This window comes from Candidatus Nealsonbacteria bacterium (assembly GCA_026396195.1).
Classification (GTDB): Bacteria; Patescibacteriota; Minisyncoccia; order Minisyncoccales; family JAGGXC01; genus JAPLXH01.
This window is the reverse complement of sequence record JAPLXH010000004.1, coordinates 1-18070: the sequence shown is the minus strand read 5'-3', so window position 1 is coordinate 18070 and position 18070 is coordinate 1. Positions and strand designations below refer to the sequence as shown.

Annotated in this window: 12 protein-coding genes and 2 tRNA genes; 5 read left to right on the top strand and 9 right to left on the bottom strand. The window is 37.7% G+C overall.

What is annotated here, in order from left to right:
• The first annotated feature begins 25 nt into the window (after positions 1–25).
• Positions 26–2224, top strand: a complete 2199-nt coding sequence (gene recG / locus NTU58_00910) for an ATP-dependent DNA helicase RecG (protein ID MCX6764254.1) — start codon at positions 26–28, stop codon at positions 2222–2224.
• On the opposite strand, the gene NTU58_00905 is transcribed toward recG, so the two are convergent.
• The 4 genes from NTU58_00905 to NTU58_00890 all read right to left on the bottom strand — a co-directional run bounded on the left by NTU58_00905 (position 2225) and on the right by NTU58_00890 (position 11392).
• Positions 2225–3763 carry a glycosyltransferase family 2 protein gene (locus tag NTU58_00905; protein MCX6764253.1) on the bottom strand — a complete coding sequence of 513 codons (1539 nt, stop codon included), beginning with the start codon at positions 3761–3763 and terminating at the stop codon, positions 2225–2227.
• A gap of 58 nt (positions 3764–3821) precedes the next feature.
• A complete protein-coding gene (locus NTU58_00900; GenBank protein MCX6764252.1) occupies positions 3822–10676 on the bottom strand; it encodes a hypothetical protein in 6855 nt (2284 codons plus the stop codon).
• Positions 10677–10685: 9 nt separating this feature from the next.
• Positions 10686–11228: a hypothetical protein gene (locus tag NTU58_00895; protein ID MCX6764251.1), complete on the bottom strand. Its 543-nt coding sequence runs from the start codon at positions 11226–11228 to the stop codon at positions 10686–10688.
• 92 nt (positions 11229–11320) lie between these two features.
• Positions 11321–11392: transfer RNA gene (locus tag NTU58_00890), tRNA-Glu, on the bottom strand.
• Positions 11393–11480: 88 nt separating this feature from the next.
• On the opposite strand from NTU58_00890, the gene tsaD reads away from it, so the two are divergent.
• The 4 genes from tsaD to NTU58_00870 are packed head-to-tail and all read left to right on the top strand — an operon-like array spanning position 11481 to position 15984.
• Positions 11481–12731 (top strand): tRNA (adenosine(37)-N6)-threonylcarbamoyltransferase complex transferase subunit TsaD, encoded by a 1251-nt coding sequence (gene tsaD, locus NTU58_00885; protein MCX6764250.1) that lies wholly within the window; start codon positions 11481–11483, stop codon positions 12729–12731.
• 35 nt (positions 12732–12766) lie between these two features.
• Positions 12767–14830: a valine--tRNA ligase gene (valS, locus tag NTU58_00880; GenBank protein ID MCX6764249.1), complete on the top strand. Its 2064-nt coding sequence runs from the start codon at positions 12767–12769 to the stop codon at positions 14828–14830.
• 1 nt (position 14831) lies between these two features.
• Positions 14832–15551 (top strand): PrsW family intramembrane metalloprotease, encoded by a 720-nt coding sequence (locus NTU58_00875; GenBank protein MCX6764248.1) that lies wholly within the window; start codon positions 14832–14834, stop codon positions 15549–15551.
• Positions 15552–15570: 19 nt separating this feature from the next.
• The gene (locus tag NTU58_00870) at positions 15571–15984 is read left to right on the top strand and encodes an Hsp20/alpha crystallin family protein (GenBank protein MCX6764247.1); all 414 of its coding nucleotides are present in this window, start codon (positions 15571–15573) and stop codon (positions 15982–15984) included.
• Between the two features lie 48 nt (positions 15985–16032).
• On the opposite strand, the gene NTU58_00865 is transcribed toward NTU58_00870, so the two are convergent.
• From NTU58_00865 to NTU58_00845, 5 genes are all read right to left on the bottom strand, one after another.
• Positions 16033–16119: transfer RNA gene (locus tag NTU58_00865), tRNA-Leu, on the bottom strand.
• 43 nt (positions 16120–16162) lie between these two features.
• Entirely contained in the window at positions 16163–16603 is a 441-nt protein-coding gene (locus NTU58_00860) for a hypothetical protein (protein MCX6764246.1), read from the bottom strand.
• A 54-nt stretch (positions 16604–16657) separates the two neighbouring features.
• Positions 16658–17113 (bottom strand): pilin, encoded by a 456-nt coding sequence (locus NTU58_00855; protein MCX6764245.1) that lies wholly within the window; start codon positions 17111–17113, stop codon positions 16658–16660.
• Positions 17114–17137: 24 nt separating this feature from the next.
• Positions 17138–17665: a class I SAM-dependent methyltransferase gene (locus NTU58_00850; protein ID MCX6764244.1), complete on the bottom strand. Its 528-nt coding sequence runs from the start codon at positions 17663–17665 to the stop codon at positions 17138–17140.
• Positions 17666–17676: 11 nt separating this feature from the next.
• The coding region (locus tag NTU58_00845) for a DNA gyrase subunit A (GenBank protein MCX6764243.1) at positions 17677–18070 on the bottom strand (394 nt) is incomplete at its 5' end.

Sequence of the window (18070 nt, the reverse complement as noted above, 5' to 3'; positions counted from 1 at the left end):
TTTATTTATTAATCATTTTAATATAATATTAAAAAATAGTAAAAACAAAAAAATGAATCTGCTCGACCCAATAGAAAAAATACCCAGAATCGGGCCTATTTACCAGAAAAAATTAAAAAAACTGGGAATTAAAACGCTCCGGGACCTTTTATTTCACTTCCCCTACCGCTATGACGACTTTTCAAAAATAACGCCAATTTCCAAAATAAAAATAGGCGAGACGCAATGCGTCCAAGGAGAAATTCTGGAAATAGAAACAACCCGCACCTGGAAAAGAAAAATATTTTTAACGCAGGCTGTTTTAAAAGATGAAACCGGTGCAATAAAGATAATCTGGTTCAATCAGCCTTACTTGATAAATGTTTTAAAAAAAGGAGATAAAGTTTGCTTGGCAGGAAAATTAACTTTGGGAAAAAAAGGCCTTTATTTTGCTAATCCTGCTTATGAAAAAATTTATCTTACGGACCAATCAAAAATTTTAATCCATACGGGAAGATTAGTGCCGGTTTATCCGGAAACCCAAGGGCTTTCTTCCCGCTGGCTAAGATTTATCCTAAGGCCCGTCTTAATGGAGCTGAAGAATAAAATAGAAGACCCTTTGCCCCAAAAAATAAAAGAAAAAAATAAACTCTTGGATTTAAATAAAGCCCTCTGGCAAATTCATTTTCCCGATTCGATTAATTTGGCTAAAGCGGCCCAAGAAAGGCTTTCCTTTGACGAACTTTTTTTTATTGAACTTTTAGTTTTAAAAGAAAGAATGAAAATAAACCAACAAAAAGGAGTTTCAATTCCAATTAACGTGGAATTGGTTAAAAAACTTGTAAGCTCTCTGCCTTTTAGGCTGACTGATTCCCAAAAAAAATGCGGCTGGCAAATTTTAAAAGACATTGAAAAATCCAGGCCTATGAACCGACTATTAGAGGGAGACGTGGGCTCGGGCAAAACCGTGGTGGCGGCCCTTGCCATTTTAAACACAACCAAAGCCCGCTTCCAGGTAGCTTTTATGGCGCCGACTGAAATTTTGGCAAAACAACATTTTCAGGGAGTTTCAAAGCTGCTTGGAAATTTTAATTTAAATGTCGGGCTTTTAACGGGAAAATCCGACAAATTCATTTCCAAAAGATTAAAAAACCAGGTCATTGAGGCCTCCAGAAAAAAAATTCTGGAAAAAGTATTAGAAGGTGAAATAGACCTTTTAATCGGCACCCACGCTTTAATCCAAGACCAAGTTAAATTTAAAAACTTGGCATTGGTTATTTTAGACGAACAGCACAGATTCGGAGTGGAGCAAAGGGCAAGGTTAATCGCCAAAGAAAAACAAAAAAACAACGGCAAGGTCCCCCACTTGTTATCAATGACCGCAACCCCGATTCCGAGAACCCTGGCCTTGACGATTTACGGGGATTTAGATTTATCCTTAATCAACGAGATGCCCAAAGGCAGAAAAAAAATTATCACCAAGATTATCAGCCCGGCTAATCGTCCGAAAGCTTACAAATTTATTGAAAAACAGGCAAAATCCGGCCGGCAGGTTTTTGTCATCTGTCCCAGAATTGAACCTAAAAACAGCGAAGAACTGAAAAAAATTCCCGAATCTTTGTTAACCCAAAAAGATAAAGCGCTTTTGAACTGGGCGGAAGTCAAAGCGGTCAAAGAAGAATATGAAAAGTTATCCCAAAAAATTTTTCCGGATTTAAAAGTGGGAATGCTTCACGGAAAACTAAGCTCTGGAGAAAAAGAAAAAGTGATGGCGGATTTCAAAAAAAAGAAGATTCAAATTTTGGTTTCCACTTCTGTTGTGGAAGTGGGAGTGGATATTCCGGAAGCCACCGTGATGATGATTGAGGGAGCGGAAAGGTTCGGCTTAGCCCAGTTGCACCAATTCCGAGGCCGGGTCGGAAGGTCTCTCTACCAATCTTTTTGTTTTTTGTTTACCGATTCTCCGGCAAAAAAAACAAAACTGAGATTGAAAGCTCTGGTCAAGTGTAACAACGGCTTTGAATTATCGGAAAAAGACCTTCAAATAAGGGGCCCGGGAAACGTTTTAGGAACTCGCCAATGGGGAATCCCGGATTTAGCCATGTCCGCCCTAAAAGATATTTTCTTAGTTGAAAAAATAAGAAAAGAGGCCAAAGACCTCTTGGACTCTGACCCGGAATTAAAAAAACATCTGCTTTTGGCAAAAAAACTGGGGGAATTTCAAAAAATAATCCATTTGGAATAATTATTTTCTCATTTTTTCCGTAGGGAAAAAACCCATATATTTCCCGAACATCAATCGGGTCTGGGCATCCAAGGCCGGCAAGGGGGTAAATCCTATCATCACAATGGGAACCACAAACCACTCTAAAAAGAAAAATAAATATTTGTGTTTTCCGTAGCTGGGGGGCTTGGGAGGCAGTAAAAGAATGCTGAAATAAGCCGAACTGACCAAGCTTATCATAGAAAAAGTAAGAATATTGCTTAAAACCCGAGGCAAGTTATAGGAAAAAAGAGTAACATTAAAATCATTCCCTCCTAAAACTAAAGGCAGCCAACCCACAAGGAAAATAATAAAACTAGCGGTTGCCCAAGACCAATGGCCCTCAATGGCCCTTAGACTGAAAGCAATCTTCTTTTTTAAGGAGATTTTTTTATTATTTAGAAACCCGAACAAAAGGTAAGGAATTTCAATAACGCCGTAGGCCCATCTTCTTTGTTGTTTATAGACACCTATTAAAGTTTTTAAATAACTCTTTGCCACCACCGCATCCATGGATATTGGGTAGTAAAGGGGACAAACCCGGTAATCGCCGTCAAACTTTAAAAAACACTGCCAGAAAATCCGGGAATCGTCGCTAACCACATTGGTCTGGCGAAAATCAACCTCAACTAAAGCTTTAAAGCTCATGGAATGGGAAGAAAAAGTAATCAAATTATCCTGACCAGCTTGGTTCATCGTGTTCCAAAAAGTTGAAGAAAAAGAAAAAATCCTCGATGGAACGGATGCTTCCCAAACATTATTTATAAAAAGAGGAATCGGTTGAAAACTGGTTCGAGTCGGCTCCTTGACGGTTAAATAATAATAAGCCAAACAACTGAAATACTTTGGGAAAACAACCGTATCAATATCAAAAGAAGAAAAAATAATATTTTCATAAGGAATTTTTAAAAAATCTATAACTTCTTTTTTCACGAATTTGGAGGCCCAAGTTTCATTTGACCCCTTGCCCGGTATCTCCCCTTCAATGTTCTCGGGGTGCCAAACTGTTAAAAATTTAAAAAAAGTTTTTCCGAATTCTTTTTCAATTAAATTTGAAATCTCTAAAACGTCTTTTCTGGCCCTTTCTTCAAGCGCTAAAACCACTATCATTCGGTCTTTGGGATAATCGCAATTTTTCAAAGATAAAAAACTCGCCCGGACAATCTCTATGGGTTCCTTATACATGGGCAAAACTATCAAATGGTAAAAATCTTGCCAGTTTTTTAATTTTAAATTTTCTAATTTATCCAGCCAGTCAATTTTTTCGTGTTCTCTCATTTTCTTATAGCCGGATTTCAATAAAAAAGACCGATAAACTACCCTGACCAGCCAAAACAAATCAAAAAAAATGGCGAAAATAGCGACATAAAAAGGCTCTTTCCAACAAAGTAAAAAAAGCAAAATCAAAGTCAACCAAGACAGAAACCCCGGAAAAATTTCCAAAAAACGATAAAGCGTTCTTTGTTTTTTATTTTCAATATCAATGGCCCGGCCAATTTTTAAATAATTTTTGTCTTCCATTTTTATCATATTAACAAAAAAGCGGGATTTTACAATCTCGCTTTTTTTGCCCAAAATTTTACCAGGGTTTTATTTCCCTCCACTTGGGAGCGAAAACAAACAAATTTATAGAATCTGACGGGGTGTACTGATTAGGTTCAAAAATTGAAGACCAATTCTGCGCCTGTGCTCTTACTATATACCAATTAAGACTACGAATAGGAAGGTAATCAATGCAAGATAAAGAAGTTGTATTAACGCATCCAGCAGTAAAAGTAGCCCAACCACTATCATATGGCAAGTCTTTTATCGATTCTGACCCTCTGTAAAAAGTATAAAAATCCCTTCCGCTGGCCACTGTTGTGGCCGGCTCATCGAAAAGCGATATTGTAATATTAGCAAGGTCCTGGCCGGTAATAGTAAATGGTCCGGGAAGGGCTATAGGCAAATCAACGGACAAATTATTAGAATAAACAGGACCATTAATATTCCAAGCAGAAACACTATAATCATAATTCGTAGCATCTAAAAAAAATGGATATGTCTCTAGATAATAAATTGGATCGCTTTCTGCTCCCAGATTGACCAAATCAGCTATCTTCTGCTCGTCTGCAGTTCTATCCCCCCATATTTCACCGCGTAATTTTCTAAAAACTTTGTATCCCGTGTCTCCGGACACATCATTCCAACGAATTTGCAAATAAAGGTTGCCGACTCGCCAAGGACCAGACAAGAAATCTAAAGCAATGGACGGAGCAGGAGCGGGACTCAAAATCTCACAATTGCCAGTGATTGCGCCTTCTGATAAAGAAAAGGTTGAAGAATTATTCAATACATCAAAGGCCTTCACCTTGTAACAATAAGATTCGCTGTTGTTAATAGAGGAATCTAGAAAGGATCTATTAGTTGTTGTGCCAGCTATTTCAAAAACCTCCGAAGAGCTTAAACAGTCTTCATTTTTCTGCCAAACCTCATAAAGGACAGCCAAAGGATTCAAAGGAAGAGGGTCCCATTTAACTCTTATTCTTGGCTTAGCTCCCGGTCCGGAACTAGGACAATAGGGAAAAACTTCAGTTATGTCCGGCGTTTGAATGGTGTTTGAACACAAAGGAGTTGTAGAGGTTTCAATTTCCGAATAAGCGGTTTCCCCATAAAAATTGTTTATAGCCGAAATATAGTATTCATACTCGGTGCCTTCTATGTTCAGAAGATCAATATCATAATAATCCGTATCTGTTATCGTGGCGATATTAACTGCCGGATTCGGATCTCCCGTTCTACGTTTAAATATGCTGAAAGAATCATCTTCAGAGTCCCAATCAAGATGAAAACGAGGTTCTAACTGGCCGCTGGTGGGATTAAATAAACAATCAGAAGTGATAGAAAAATTCTTTATCGAGGGTTGGCAAAGTGAACTGGTTATGCTCCCGCTCACAGGAGGGCTTTCCGTACCCGCTCCGCGAGCTGTAACCTGATAATCATATGATTTTTGCTCTTCTATTGGAGGCCTGTGAATTGTTGAAGTAAAGAAAGCCACGCCACTAGTTGCTTCAAGCCAGACAACTCCGGGACCCACAATAGAACCATGATTATTATTGCCCGAGCTATCTAAAATTTGAGTCCCAGTAGCTTCATCAAAGTGCCAAGCTCCTTTAAGTCCTGATTCGTTTTTGTAAACTCCTTTAAAATGTTCGAAAACTTCTTCTGTTGACAATGCCCGGCTATAAATTCTTAGCTCATCAACCTTTCCGTCAATGGAAGTATACTCATGCCAGCCATCGTTAATTCTTAAGTGGGCGTCCCCATAATAAAGATAATTATTTGGAGGAACAGGATTATATGGCTGTTCGCTTTCCAACACCCCGTCAACATACAATTTCATGTTATTGCCCAACTGATCCCTATCCCAAGTTCCCATAAAATGATGCCACGCGCCTGTAGTTAAAGTCTTATTATAGCCTAAATATCCGCTTTGTCCGCCCGGCCCGGATAAAGAAAATGCTGAAACTTGAAAAGTATGAAATGCCAGTCCATCATCAAGTAAAACGCCGCGGTCTGTCGATGCTCCGGAATCATAATAAATCCAGAATTCAACGGATATGGCTTTCAAACCATCTGTCACTCCGCCTAAAAAACTGGGGTCAGTAATTATAACGTTACTAGTTGCTGTTCCGGCAAAATCTAAAGCAAAACTGCCATTGTCTGAAAAAGGAGAATTGTAAGTATAAAAAGTTGAAACAGGACCGGAAGTGGTTGACCGATAAATATTATAAGACAAAGCCCCAACGGAACCATTCCAAGACAAGGCATTAAAAGGATCTTTATATTGAGCGCAACTGGCATTTAAAGATAGGTTTGTCGGAGCTAAAGGAGTAAATTCGCAATTTAAAGTTGTGATTGATTTTAAGATAGATGAAGTGGAAGGGCCCGAATATCCCGTTGTCTCTATCCAATAAGAATAAGTTGTGCTTGATTGGAGACTTTGGCTGTCGTATTTAAACGCTTTATATTCATTAGAAAATCTCGTATCTAAAACAGAATACGTCGGGGCAGTCGGTGAAAGCGAAAGGTCTTCCCAATCTGCTCCACGATAATCTGTGGGCGTCATATCGCAGTCGTTTGCATAGCCTGAACTGTCCCTGGCTATTTGTCCTCTCCCTTCATTAAAATGCCAGAGGCCCCTTAAATTTGTTTCCTTTGCGCTATAATTCCTTTGATAATGCTGTAAAATTTCGCCGGCGGTTAAAATCCGGTTATAAATCCTAACCTCATCTATATTTCCTTTAAAAAGAGTATCTATTCCATCGCCGATAATTAAAAAATCTTCGTTTGTCGGCAAAGGATCTGTAAATGTAGTGGTGCTTAATAAGGTGCCAGATGCATAAAATTTAAGAACATTACTTACGGTATCAACAGTAACCGCAACATGATACCAATTATTTATGGCAAAGCCGTGAGGAATTGACTCTTTATAAGCCTCGCTGGTTGACCCATAACGAAATCTTAAAAGTGTCCCGCTAAAACCTGTTCCGAATTGATAATTAGTAGTTGATAAGCCATTTCCTTTGGATACAAAACCTTTCGAAGGACTAATGGATTCAAGTTTTATCCAAGCTTCAATCGTAAGCTTATCGGCGATATTCAAACTTGAATCTTGGCCGCAGGTAATAATGTCTGTAATAGGATTAGTGCTAAATTTTAAAGCAGCAGTGTCTGTGGCTAAGATGGTAGTAATTGAAGTGCTGGGAGAAGCGCGATAAATTGCATATTCTTTGCTGTTAAAAAAGGTCGAATCTAAAAAATTAATTTCATTAATGGGTTTTGTTGAAGAACAATAAGTTGAAACAGACAAAGAAGGTTTTGAAGCCAAACAATAACCAAGAGAAGTGGTTGCTTCGTCAGAAGGAAGACTGCTTCCGCCGGTATTTCGAGCCGTTACCCTATATGAATAATATTTTCCTACTTTTACTTTAGGATAGTCGTCAAACATAGAAGTAGCGCCAGTTGAAGCATAAGAATCTCCGTTTCTAAATATTTCATAGTAATCAGCGTTTGGAGATGCATCCCAGCTTAAACGAATTCTGGGAAGAGAATCAATACAGCTGGGGGTGGCTAGAACATTTTCAGGAGGTTCAGGAACGTCACAGATCGGGGCTATTTGAGATGAAGAGGCTGAGTCAACAGAGCCGCCGTTTCCAATAGCTCTAATAAAATAAGTATAATTGGTTCCTGTTTGCAAGCCCGAATCTATCCACCATAAAGGACTAATGGCTGGAATGCTTTTAATCTGAACTGCGGGAGCTGTGCCTGTGCTCCGCCAAATATCGTATTGATTAGCATTTATTGAAAAAGACCATTCCAGCTTAATTCCCGGGCCCGGAGAACATGTTGAACTTAAAAATAAGCCCGGCTTTGAAGGGGGACAAGACGGAGTCGTAATGGCGGTCGTTGTATTGGAAAGAGTAGGAATCGAGCCGTTGCTATAAGCTATTGCCTGCCAGCCATATTTTGTTTCAGTCTGAGGCCCGCTCTGAACCCAAGTTGCACCTATAATCGTGCCGTTATTATTATGATTAGAACTGTCGGTTACAATAGTTCCCACACCTTCGTCAAAATACCAGAGACCCCTTAAATCACAATTTTGTGTTCCGCTTGACCCGCAACCATTAGCGTCTCCCGAATAATCTCCATTGTAGTGCGCTAGAGCCAAAGAAGTGGTCACCATGTTGGCATAAATTCTTACCTCGTCTATTATCCCTATAAAGTTACTACTGAGACCTGGTATTGTTCCGATCGTAAGAGGGGCGGTATTTTGGATGGGATAAGGAAAAGTTGAGCTGGCCTTGCTCAAATAACCCAGATATTGACCGTTCACGTATAATCTCATATATCGTTCGTCATAAGTGCCGATTATATGATACCAATTATTGGCTGTATAATTTCCGAGGCGCCACTGCGCACCGCCCAAATTAAAAGCAAAATCTTTGTCTAGTTCATTTCTTAGATAAAAATTAAAACCACCCAGGACATTATTCCAAGGATCAGTGGTTCCCAAAACAGCTGAAATGCCCTTAAACTCGGGCTTTATCCAAAATTCTATTGAAAATTTAGTGAAATTATTCAAAGAATCGGAGGGTTCAAATTCAATTCTATCGGTACCTCCATTAAATTTTAAAGCGTTGCCGAATCCTTTATCAATAAAAGTTGTTGTGGCTCCAACATTTAAAGTGGTTGTTCCTATTATTGTATTTCCGCTATATAAATAACGGTTCAAATCGTAGCTAATGGCATATTGACTATTTGTCCAAGAAGTACTTGCCCAAATATAAGAATTTTTGCAGTAAACGTTGGGATTTTGTAATGAAAAAGTATCCGGCGGCATGCAATACCAACTGGTAGTGGTTGTGCTATTACTCTGGGACCTTTGGCCCAGAGGACCAATCGCGTCAACTCTGTATTGATATAATTGTTTAGGAGAAACAGTATCATCCTGCCAAGTTGTAATATAAGGGAAAGAAATGGGGTGAATGAAAACGAAGTCCCGGAAAATTTGATAAGCGCTTGTGTTCTCCTGGTTAGTAGACCAGCCAAGGTCAATCACGGGATCTTGTCCGACGCAACTGTTTAACAAATAAAGAGAAGGAACTGTCGGCAAACAACTTTTGCTTGTAGTGGAAACAATTAGAGAATCAGAAGGATTTACGCCTATTGGGCCCTCAGCCCTCACCTTATAGTAATAAGTAGTTGAAGTTGCGACATTAATATCACCGCCTGGAAGAACTAAAGCGCCAGAACCAAGCGTTGTCAAAACAGCAAGGTTTGCACTTGTGGTGCCTTTATAAATTACGTATTCACGAACATTGCTTGACCCTTCCCAGGAAATATCAATAAACGGAAGACCGCTTGCAGAGCAAGAAGCATATAAAGAAACCACCGGCGGTGGGGAAGGAGAAAAACAAGAAACAGCGTCTTTATTAACTTGGTTACTAGAAGGAGTTTCTCCTCCGGTATTAACAGCCCTTACGCTATAAGTATAGTTTACTCCGCCTCCAACGTAGTCATCATAATAGGTTTCAGCGCCGGGACCCGGAGATATAATCTCTCCATCTCTTAAAAGTTTATAAAAAGAAACATTGGCGGAACTTGACCAGGAATTCCTTATTACTGATTTTAGGGGACTGCCTTTGCACTCAGCCGTGGGAATATCTAGGATGGGCGGAGGTTGAGGAGCTGGAGGATCAGTGCAATTCATATCTTTTGGAACATTATCTGAGGTTTTTAAATTCTCTACAACTTCAACTCTATAAGAAACACTGCACACCCCTCCAGAACAAGAAGCAGCGTCAATGTATGTATTTTCCGTTTGTTGCAAAAGCCAAAAACCATTCACATAAATCGTATAATGAATATTTCCTATAATTCCTTTGGCGCGCGTCCAAAAAAGCCTCATGCTTTTTTCCTCGCAATTGTCCTCTACTCTTAAAAACGGGGAACAATCTATGGTGCTTTGTTGTTTTGTCAAAGAATCTTTCATGTCCCCCCTGGGCCAAACTGCTTTTACATAATAAGAATTATCCCCGACAAGGTAATAACCATTGGGCAGGGTTTCAACTAATTTATCTGAATATGAATTTTGAGTAGTAGTTGCTATTCGACTTTCAACGGGTTCGCCAATTGCTTTGCGATAAATATCATATTGTTGTACTCCGAGTAAATTATTCCAGGATAAATTATTCTGAGGCCCGCCCGGAGATAAAGCAAGACAATTAGCGGAAACGCTTAAATCAACCGGGCAAGTCGGTGCCTCTTTTGGCAGGCTAGAATCAGAAGTAGAACTGGCATTGTTCTGCCAAATAGCCTTAACAATGTAATAATAATTTTTTGTCCCTTCAATATTGGGACCGTCGCTAAAAGATAAGGTTGTCGAAGGAATATCTCCTGGCAACTGAGAAAAAGAAGATTCTCCTTCTTTTTTTCTAAAAATTTGGTATTTAGACAAATTACCCGTAGCCGCAACCCAGCTAAAATTAATTCTGGGACCATCGGTCTGGCAAGGAGGAGAATAAATGTTATTTATGAAAGGAGCGCAATAAACCGGAGTAGAGGTTGCCGGTGAAGAGGTGCCGAAAAAAACGCCTCCGCCAATTCTATAATTATAACTTATACCGCTATTAATCGGAAAATTTTCGTAGATTGTACCGGTGGTGGTGGCAATTATCACAAAAGGGTTAATTCCTGCTATTCTTCTTTCAATATAAAAGTAAGAAGGAGCGGGAACTCCCGGGCTCCAAGTAAGAGTTACTTTGGCTGTTGTTGAACCCGGAAGACATTCAACATTAATAACGGGTGTCCCTGGGGTGGCAAAGACCGAGCCTTTTGGAAAAAATATAAAAACTGCCAAAAAAATTAAAAAATAAATATTCTTATTTCTCATGTAAAATTTTTAACGATTTATAATTGTAATTTTTTTTACTTCAAAGCTTTCTGAATTTTTAATGTCTTTGCTGGAAACAACCTCAACGTAGTCCCCGATTTTAATATCTTCCAAGCTCATTTTTACTTCAGTAGGCATTGTTTTGCCCGTTAGTTTATCCAATAAAAAAACCAAAGATTTAATTTCCGTAGAAGGAGTTAAAATAATTTTTCTTGTTTCCTTTCTTGAAATATCCTTATTATTTTCGTCAAACTGGGGAATTGTGGCTTTAAAAATAATTTTCCCTTCTTCAATTTTTTCTACAGTCCCGAATAAATTATAAAGCACTGCCGGAACATTAATTTTGGGCATTGCTTGGGTTTGGTTTTTTTCTTCCTCCGAAATAGGCGGAATAGTTTTTTTCTGTTCATTTTTGTTTAAAAAATATAAAGAAAAAATTATCAACAAAAAAATAATTAAAATTAAAAAAGAAACTAAAATTATAATATTTTTGTTAAAAATTTTAAAATTATTATAAGTTGTTTCTTCTGTTTGTTTTTTAAATATAAACATATTTTTTATTATTAGTTTGTTCTTGTTATTATACTATAAAACTCTGCAAAAATAAAAAACCGAGAATGTGAATATCTCGGGTTTTTAATTTGTGGCCCTAAGGGGAATCGAACCCCTGTTAGCAGATTGAAAGCCTGCTGTCCTGGCCACTAGACGATAGGGCCTTTAGTACGTTAATTATTGTATCTAAAAAATAAAAAAATATCAAGAATAAATTGATAAATTTCGTTTAACCTGCTAAATTTTATCAATATGATGATTTTATCTATTGAAACTTCCTGCGATGACACTTCTTTGGCAATAATTAGAACTCGAGGAAAAAATCGAGTTTATTTTGACATTCTTTCAAATATTATTTCTTCTCAAATAAAAATCCATAAAAAATGGGGCGGGGTCTACCCTGTTTTGGCTATGAGAGCCCATCAAAAAAATCTGATTCCGATTTTAAAAAAAGTTATGAAAATTGCAAATTGCACCCTTCGACAGACTCAGGGCGATACTTCGGCTACCCTCAGTATCGAATGCCAAAATAAAAAAATAAATACAATAAATAAAATACTGGAAAAAGAGCCGGAATTGCTTAATAGTTTTTTAAAATTTGTTCCAAAAATTAAAAAACCAAAAATTGACGTAATTTCCGTAACTGAAGGTCCCGGCTTGGAGCCTTGTTTGTGGACAGGAATAAATCTGGCCAAAGCTTTATCTTTTTTTTGGAAGATACCCCTTGTTCCGGTCAACCACGTTAGAGGTCATATTTTCGCCAATTTTATTGAAGAAAAAATTAATTTAAAAACGAATTCGGATTTTTTTCCGGCTTTGGCTCTGGTTGTTTCCGGAGGCCATACCCAGTTAATTTTAATGAATGATACTGAAGATTATAAAATCTTAGGGGAAACCCGGGACGACGCGGCCGTAGAATGCCTGGATAATGTGGCCAGAATTCTGGGATTGGAATATCCCGGAGGTCCTATTATTGAAAAAAAAGCTGAAGAATGGAAAATTGCAAATGACACCCTTCGACAGGCTCAGGGCGACACTGAGCGCAGCCGAAGTGTCGAATTGCAAATTGATTTGCCAAGACCGATGATAAACAGCAAAAATTATGATTTCAGTTTTTCAGGATTAAAAACCGCGGTTTTGTATGATTTTAAAATAAGAAGTTCAAAAATAAAAAAAGATAAAAATTATATCCGCCAACTCTGTTTTGAAACCCAGCAAGCAATTTTCGATGTTTTAATTAAAAAAACCATAAAAGCAGCCAAGGATTTCAGGGTAAAAAGCGTTCTTTTGGGCGGAGGCGTGGCATCTAACCAAGAATTGAGAAAACAAATAAAAAAAGCTGTGGAAAATTCTTTGCCAAAAACTAAATTATTGATTCCCGAACCAGTTTATTGCACTGACAACGCGGTAATGACCGCGATTCAAGGTTATTTTAACTTTTCAGAAAAAAAGTCGAAACATTGGAAAAATCTTAAAGCTCGAGCTAATTTAAGAACAGATTAATTCGCCAGAGCAAGAAAAAAAGATATAATAAAAAAATGGAACCAGCTTACGACCCAAATCAAACGGAAAACAAAATTTATAACCTTTGGGAAAAGTCCGGTTTTTTCAATCCCGATAAACTGCCCGGCAAGCGAAAAAAAACCTTCAGTATTACCATCCCCCCTCCAAATGTAACTGGCTCCCTGCATATGGGACATGCCTTAAACGCGACCTGCCAGGATATTTTAATCCGCCAAAAAAGAATGCAGGGATTTAAAACTCTTTGGTTGCCCGGCATTGACCATGCGGGAATCGCCACCCAGAACGTGGTGGAAAAACAATTAAAAAAAGAAGGAAAGACCCGCTTTGACTTAGGCCGGGAAAAATTAATTGAGAGAATTTGGGAATGGAAAGAAAAATACGGAGACACAATTCTCAATCAATTTAAAAAATTGGGCTGCAGTTGCGATTGGTCAAGAACCAGATTCACGATGGACGAAAATTATGTCCGGGCGGTAAAAGTTGCTTTTTCAAATTATTTAAAAAAGGGCTGGATTTATCAGGGAGAACGGGTAGTTAATTGGTGCCCGCGATGCCAAACCAGCTTGTCGGATTTGGAATTGGAACACAAAGAAAACAAAAATGGTAAGCTTTGGTATATAAAATATCCGATTAAAGATTCCCGAGATTTTATTACAGTAGCCACAACAAGGCCGGAAACCATGCTGGGCGACACGGCTGTAGCTATCAACCCCAAAGATGAAAGATATAAAAATCTGGTCAATAAAAAAATAATTTTACCCTTGGTTGGAAAAGAAATCTCGATTATCGTTGACCGGTTGGTTGATTTAAAATTCGGAACCGGAGCTGTCAAGGTTACCCCGGCTCATGATTTAAAAGATTACGAAATAGGGCTTAGGCATAAATTGGAAATCATAAAAGTCATTGATGAAAAAAGAAAAATTACAACTTTGGCCCCTCAAAAATATCAAGGGCTTTCGGCTCTTGAAGCTCGGGAAAAAATAATCGAGGATTTGAAACAATTAAATCTCATTGAAAAAATTGAAGATTATACAGTATCGGTTCCTCAATGTTATCGCTGTAAAACAACGATTGAGTTTCTGCCTTCAAAGCAATGGTTTCTGAAAATGACTGAGTTGGCAAAGCTGGCGGAAGAGCCGATTAAAAATGGAAAAATTAAATTTCATCCCAAAAGATGGGAAAAAAATTATCTTAATTGGCTAAAAAATGTTAGGGATTGGTGTATTTCCCGCCAAATCTGGTGGGGCCATAAAATTCCCATTGAAGGAACTAATGATGTTTTAGATACCTGGTTTTCCTCGGCTTTATGGCCTTTTGCCACTTTGGGTTGGCCGGAAAAAACAAAAGATTTAAAAGATTACTTCCCTACCCAGGTTTTAGCTACAGCTCCCGATATTCTCTACCTTTGGGTGGTAAGAATGATTTTCTCGGGCATGGAATTTATGAAAAAAATTCCATTTGAAAACATTTATATTAATCCCACGGTTTTTGCCAAAACCGGAGAAAGAATGTCAAAATCTTTGGGTACCGGAGTTGACCCGATGGATTTAATAACCAAATACGGTTCGGACGCCACCCGCTTTGGAATAATTTTCCAGATCTCAGACAGGCAGGATATTAAATTTAGTGAAGAAAATATTTTAATGGCCAAAAAATTCTGTAATAAAATTTGGAACGCCAGCCGGTTTGTTTTAATGCAAATCAAAGATTTAAAGTTCAACATAAAAGATTTGGAAAGCATTAAAAATTCAAAAAAACTGACCTTGGCTGATAAAAAAATTATAAAACAACTGAATCTCACGATAAAATCAACCGATGAATATTTAGGCAAATTTCAATTCGGAAAAACGGCAAACAAGCTTTATGATTTTTTCTGGCATGATTTTTGCGACATTTATATTGAAAAAACCAAATCCCAGAAAGAAAAAATAAACACTCAAAAAGTCCTTATTTTTGTTTTGTTAAATTCTTTAAAACTGCTTCATCCTTTCTTGCCTTTTATTACCGAAGAAATTTATCAATCGCTTCCTATAAAAAACAAAAAGAAATTATTAATAATCGAATCCTGGCCGAAATAAAATGATTTATTTTATTTGTTTTATTTTTGGAGTCTTGCCCAGCATTGTCTGGCTTTTGTTTTTTTTGAGAGAAGATGTCCATCCTGAATCCAACCGGATGATATTGAAAGTTTTCGGATACGGCGTTCTTTCCGCTTTTTTAGCCGCCCTTTTGGAAATTAATTTCCAGCTGGGGTTGAATATAATTTCGCTGCCTTTTTTTCTTTCTTCAATCTTGCAAATTTTCCTGGGAATCAGCCTGATAGAAGAGCTGATGAAATACTTAGTAGTGAAAAAAGCGGCCATTTCCGACCCGGAGTTTGATGAGCCCTTGGACGCCATGCTTTATATGATAATTGCCGGTTTGGGCTTTGCGGCCATAGAAAATATTTTATATTTGCTGCCCTTTGGCCAGCCCTTTAGAATTATGGATACTATGGTTTTATCCCTTTTCAGGTTTTTGGGAGCAACCTTTCTGCACGCCTTGTGCTCGGGAACCATCGGCTTTTTTCTGGCTCTTTCTTTTCGCTCAAAAAAACCAAAAAAAAGACTCATTCTCTTTGGAATTTTCCTGGCTACCTTCTTGCACGGCCTTTATAACTTTTCTATAATTAAATTTATAGAAACTTTAAATAACTTTTTGCTTTTGATTCCAGCTTTAATTTTAATCGGGCTCGCTGTTTTTATCTTTTTAGCTTTCCAAAAATTAAAAAAATTAAGCAGTGCTTGCAAATTAAAATAAAAATTAAATTAATCGGCCTATGTTTTTCAAAAAAAATAAAACAGATTTAAAAAAAAGAAAAACCGGGGAAATAAAAAACAACGGAAACTGGTTAAAATCAGAGGGAAAGCTGACCATTGACGTTTTTGAAAACGAAAACGAACTTTTTATCCAAAGCGCAGTGGCCGGGATTGATATTGATGACTTGGAAATTTCCATTGAAAAAGATGTCCTAGAAATCAAAGGCCAAAGAATAAAACCCGATGATGGGAAAACCAAAAGAAATTATTTTATCGAAGAATGCTATTGGGGCCCTTTTTCCAGAGAAGTTATTTTGCAAAAAGAAGTGGATAACTCCCGGGTGGAGGCCTCAATAAAAAACGGCATTTTAACCATTAAGATGCCGAAAATCGAACGGGAAATAAAAAGAAAAATAAAACTAAAAACGAAGTAAAAAATATTCGCTTTCAATCTACCAAAAAATCCCGTTTGCGGGATTTTTTGGTGCCCTCGGCAGGATTTGAACCTGCAATTCCTATTGGAAACAACGTTCTAAGCGTTGCGCGTATGCCAATTCCGCCACGAGGGCAACGTTAAAATAATATCCTAAATTATTCTATTTTTCAATGCTCTTAAGCGCCAATCATTGCTTTCATGAGGTAGGGCAACATGTAAGATAACAAGGCGGCTGCTAATCCAACCAAAGCATAAATAATATAATTTCTGCCTGATTTGACCTTGTCTTCAACTCCGGCAGACATCAGTATAGTGGCTGCTCCTATAACAATAAACAACATTGCTATCACCATTAAAAGCAAAAACATCCAGTTAGTAATATTAAGAATACTGCTGAACAAACAACAAGTAGCTCCATTAGCATTACTAGCGCAATTAGGATTAACAGTGCCGTAGCTTTGTGGAGTACCAACCGCGTTACAACAGTTTGCGCCTAAAATCTGGTTAGCGTTCTTTCTTATTGTGCACGAATCTTCGCCAATCGCGGAAACAAAAGTCGGCGCTATGACTCCAAACAAAAAACTTAAAGCAATCAAGCTTACAATAATCTTTTTCATTTTTTTATTTTTAATTTTTTATATTTTTTTTCTTAATTTATCGACCTTTTTTAATTATCCTCCTATCACACTTTTTATAACATAAACTAAAGCATTTGCCAAAATAATAATTCCGTAACCAACAGAAGAAAAAATAAGAACGCTTTTGGCTTTTTCAATGTTACTGGGATTTCCGGCAGCGGTCATAAATAAAAAAGCAGCAAATATTACCATTAAAGGATAAACTACGGTGGCAAGATAAAGAATAAAATTGGTAACGCTCTCTATTAAAGTATCTACGGTTGTGGCATGCCATGGATTGCAAAGGCAAAATCTGCCCGCCGGACTATTTAAACCGATCGTATTTCCCGGATTAGCAGGATCTTCTCGACAAGAATTAAAACAATATGTATCGCACGTTAGAGCGTCAGTACATAAATCAACGGCAAAAACTAAATTTTTTCCTGAAAAAAACAAGCCAAAAATCGTAATTATCAGAATGGCAGTAAAAATGATTATTTTTTTCCTCATACTTTATTCTAATTATAAAAAAAACTAAATTTTAGTAAAGACCAAACCATAGTGGTAATCCCCAGCCTCAAATTCTTTCTTGAATTTAAATCCCAGGCCTTCTGTTATTTTTTTAAGCTCCTGGGAGGAAATCTTCCCTTCCTTAGGGCCCAAGGGAATTTCGGCTTTCCAGTCAACTATCAAAAGCTGGCCTTGTTTTTTTAAAATTTTCTTGGCTTCTCTTAAAACCTGGTTTTTATCTTTGAGCTGGAAAAGAAGATTGGTCATTAAAACCAAATCAAAAAAATCACCTATCAATTCCAGTCCCTCGGCTCTTTCTAAGTCGCAAAGGACAGTTTCAATATTCAGAACATTTTCAAGGCCGGCTTTTCCTTTTAAAGCCGAAAGAGCGCTTTCCTGGAGATCAATGGCATAAACTTTTCCTTCTTCCAGTTTTTTAGCCAAAGGAATCGCCCAACCGCCGCTGCCTGAACCAAAATCAACGGCAGTCATATTTTCTTTTAAATCCAGTTCTTGTAAAATTTTTTCCGGTCTTAAAAAAGAAATTTCCATTATTTTTTTGATTAAACGCAGGCCGTGGAAGCTACTCTGTCACCAGAATCTAACCTCATGATTCTGACTCCCTGGGTAGCCCGGCTTAACTTAGAAATCGAAGAAACTTTAATCCTGATAACCTGTCCTTTTTGGGAAATAACTATTAAATCTTCTTCTTGGCCTGTTAATATTTGGGAGCCTACCAAGTTTCCGGTTTTGGAATTAACTTTGGCGGTTTTAATTCCGCTCCCTCCTCTTCCTTGCAATCTATATTCTTTTAAATCGGTTTTCTTGCCAAAACCCAGTTCGCTTACCACTAATAACTGATTTTGCATGGATTTCTCGTCAATTACTTCCATGCCAATCACTTCATCTCCCTGTGTGTGAACAGTAGGCTTTTTTAATCTTATTCCCCGGATGCCT

What these genes read in the sequence shown, in the direction of transcription:
- NTU58_00905 (MCX6764253.1), bottom strand. Translation starts at nt 3,763, where the DNA reads ATGGAAGACAAAAATTATTTAAAAATTGGCCGGGCCATTGATATTGAA.
- NTU58_00900 (MCX6764252.1), bottom strand. Translation starts at nt 10,676, where the DNA reads ATGAGAAATAAGAATATTTATTTTTTAATTTTTTTGGCAGTTTTTATA.
- NTU58_00895 (MCX6764251.1), bottom strand. Translation starts at nt 11,228, where the DNA reads ATGTTTATATTTAAAAAACAAACAGAAGAAACAACTTATAATAATTTT.
- tsaD (MCX6764250.1), top strand. Translation starts at nt 11,481, where the DNA reads ATGATGATTTTATCTATTGAAACTTCCTGCGATGACACTTCTTTGGCA.
- valS (MCX6764249.1), top strand. Translation starts at nt 12,767, where the DNA reads ATGGAACCAGCTTACGACCCAAATCAAACGGAAAACAAAATTTATAAC.
- NTU58_00875 (MCX6764248.1), top strand. Translation starts at nt 14,832, where the DNA reads ATGATTTATTTTATTTGTTTTATTTTTGGAGTCTTGCCCAGCATTGTC.
- NTU58_00870 (MCX6764247.1), top strand. Translation starts at nt 15,571, where the DNA reads ATGTTTTTCAAAAAAAATAAAACAGATTTAAAAAAAAGAAAAACCGGG.
- NTU58_00860 (MCX6764246.1), bottom strand. Translation starts at nt 16,603, where the DNA reads ATGAAAAAGATTATTGTAAGCTTGATTGCTTTAAGTTTTTTGTTTGGA.
- NTU58_00855 (MCX6764245.1), bottom strand. Translation starts at nt 17,113, where the DNA reads ATGAGGAAAAAAATAATCATTTTTACTGCCATTCTGATAATTACGATT.
- NTU58_00850 (MCX6764244.1), bottom strand. Translation starts at nt 17,665, where the DNA reads ATGGAAATTTCTTTTTTAAGACCGGAAAAAATTTTACAAGAACTGGAT.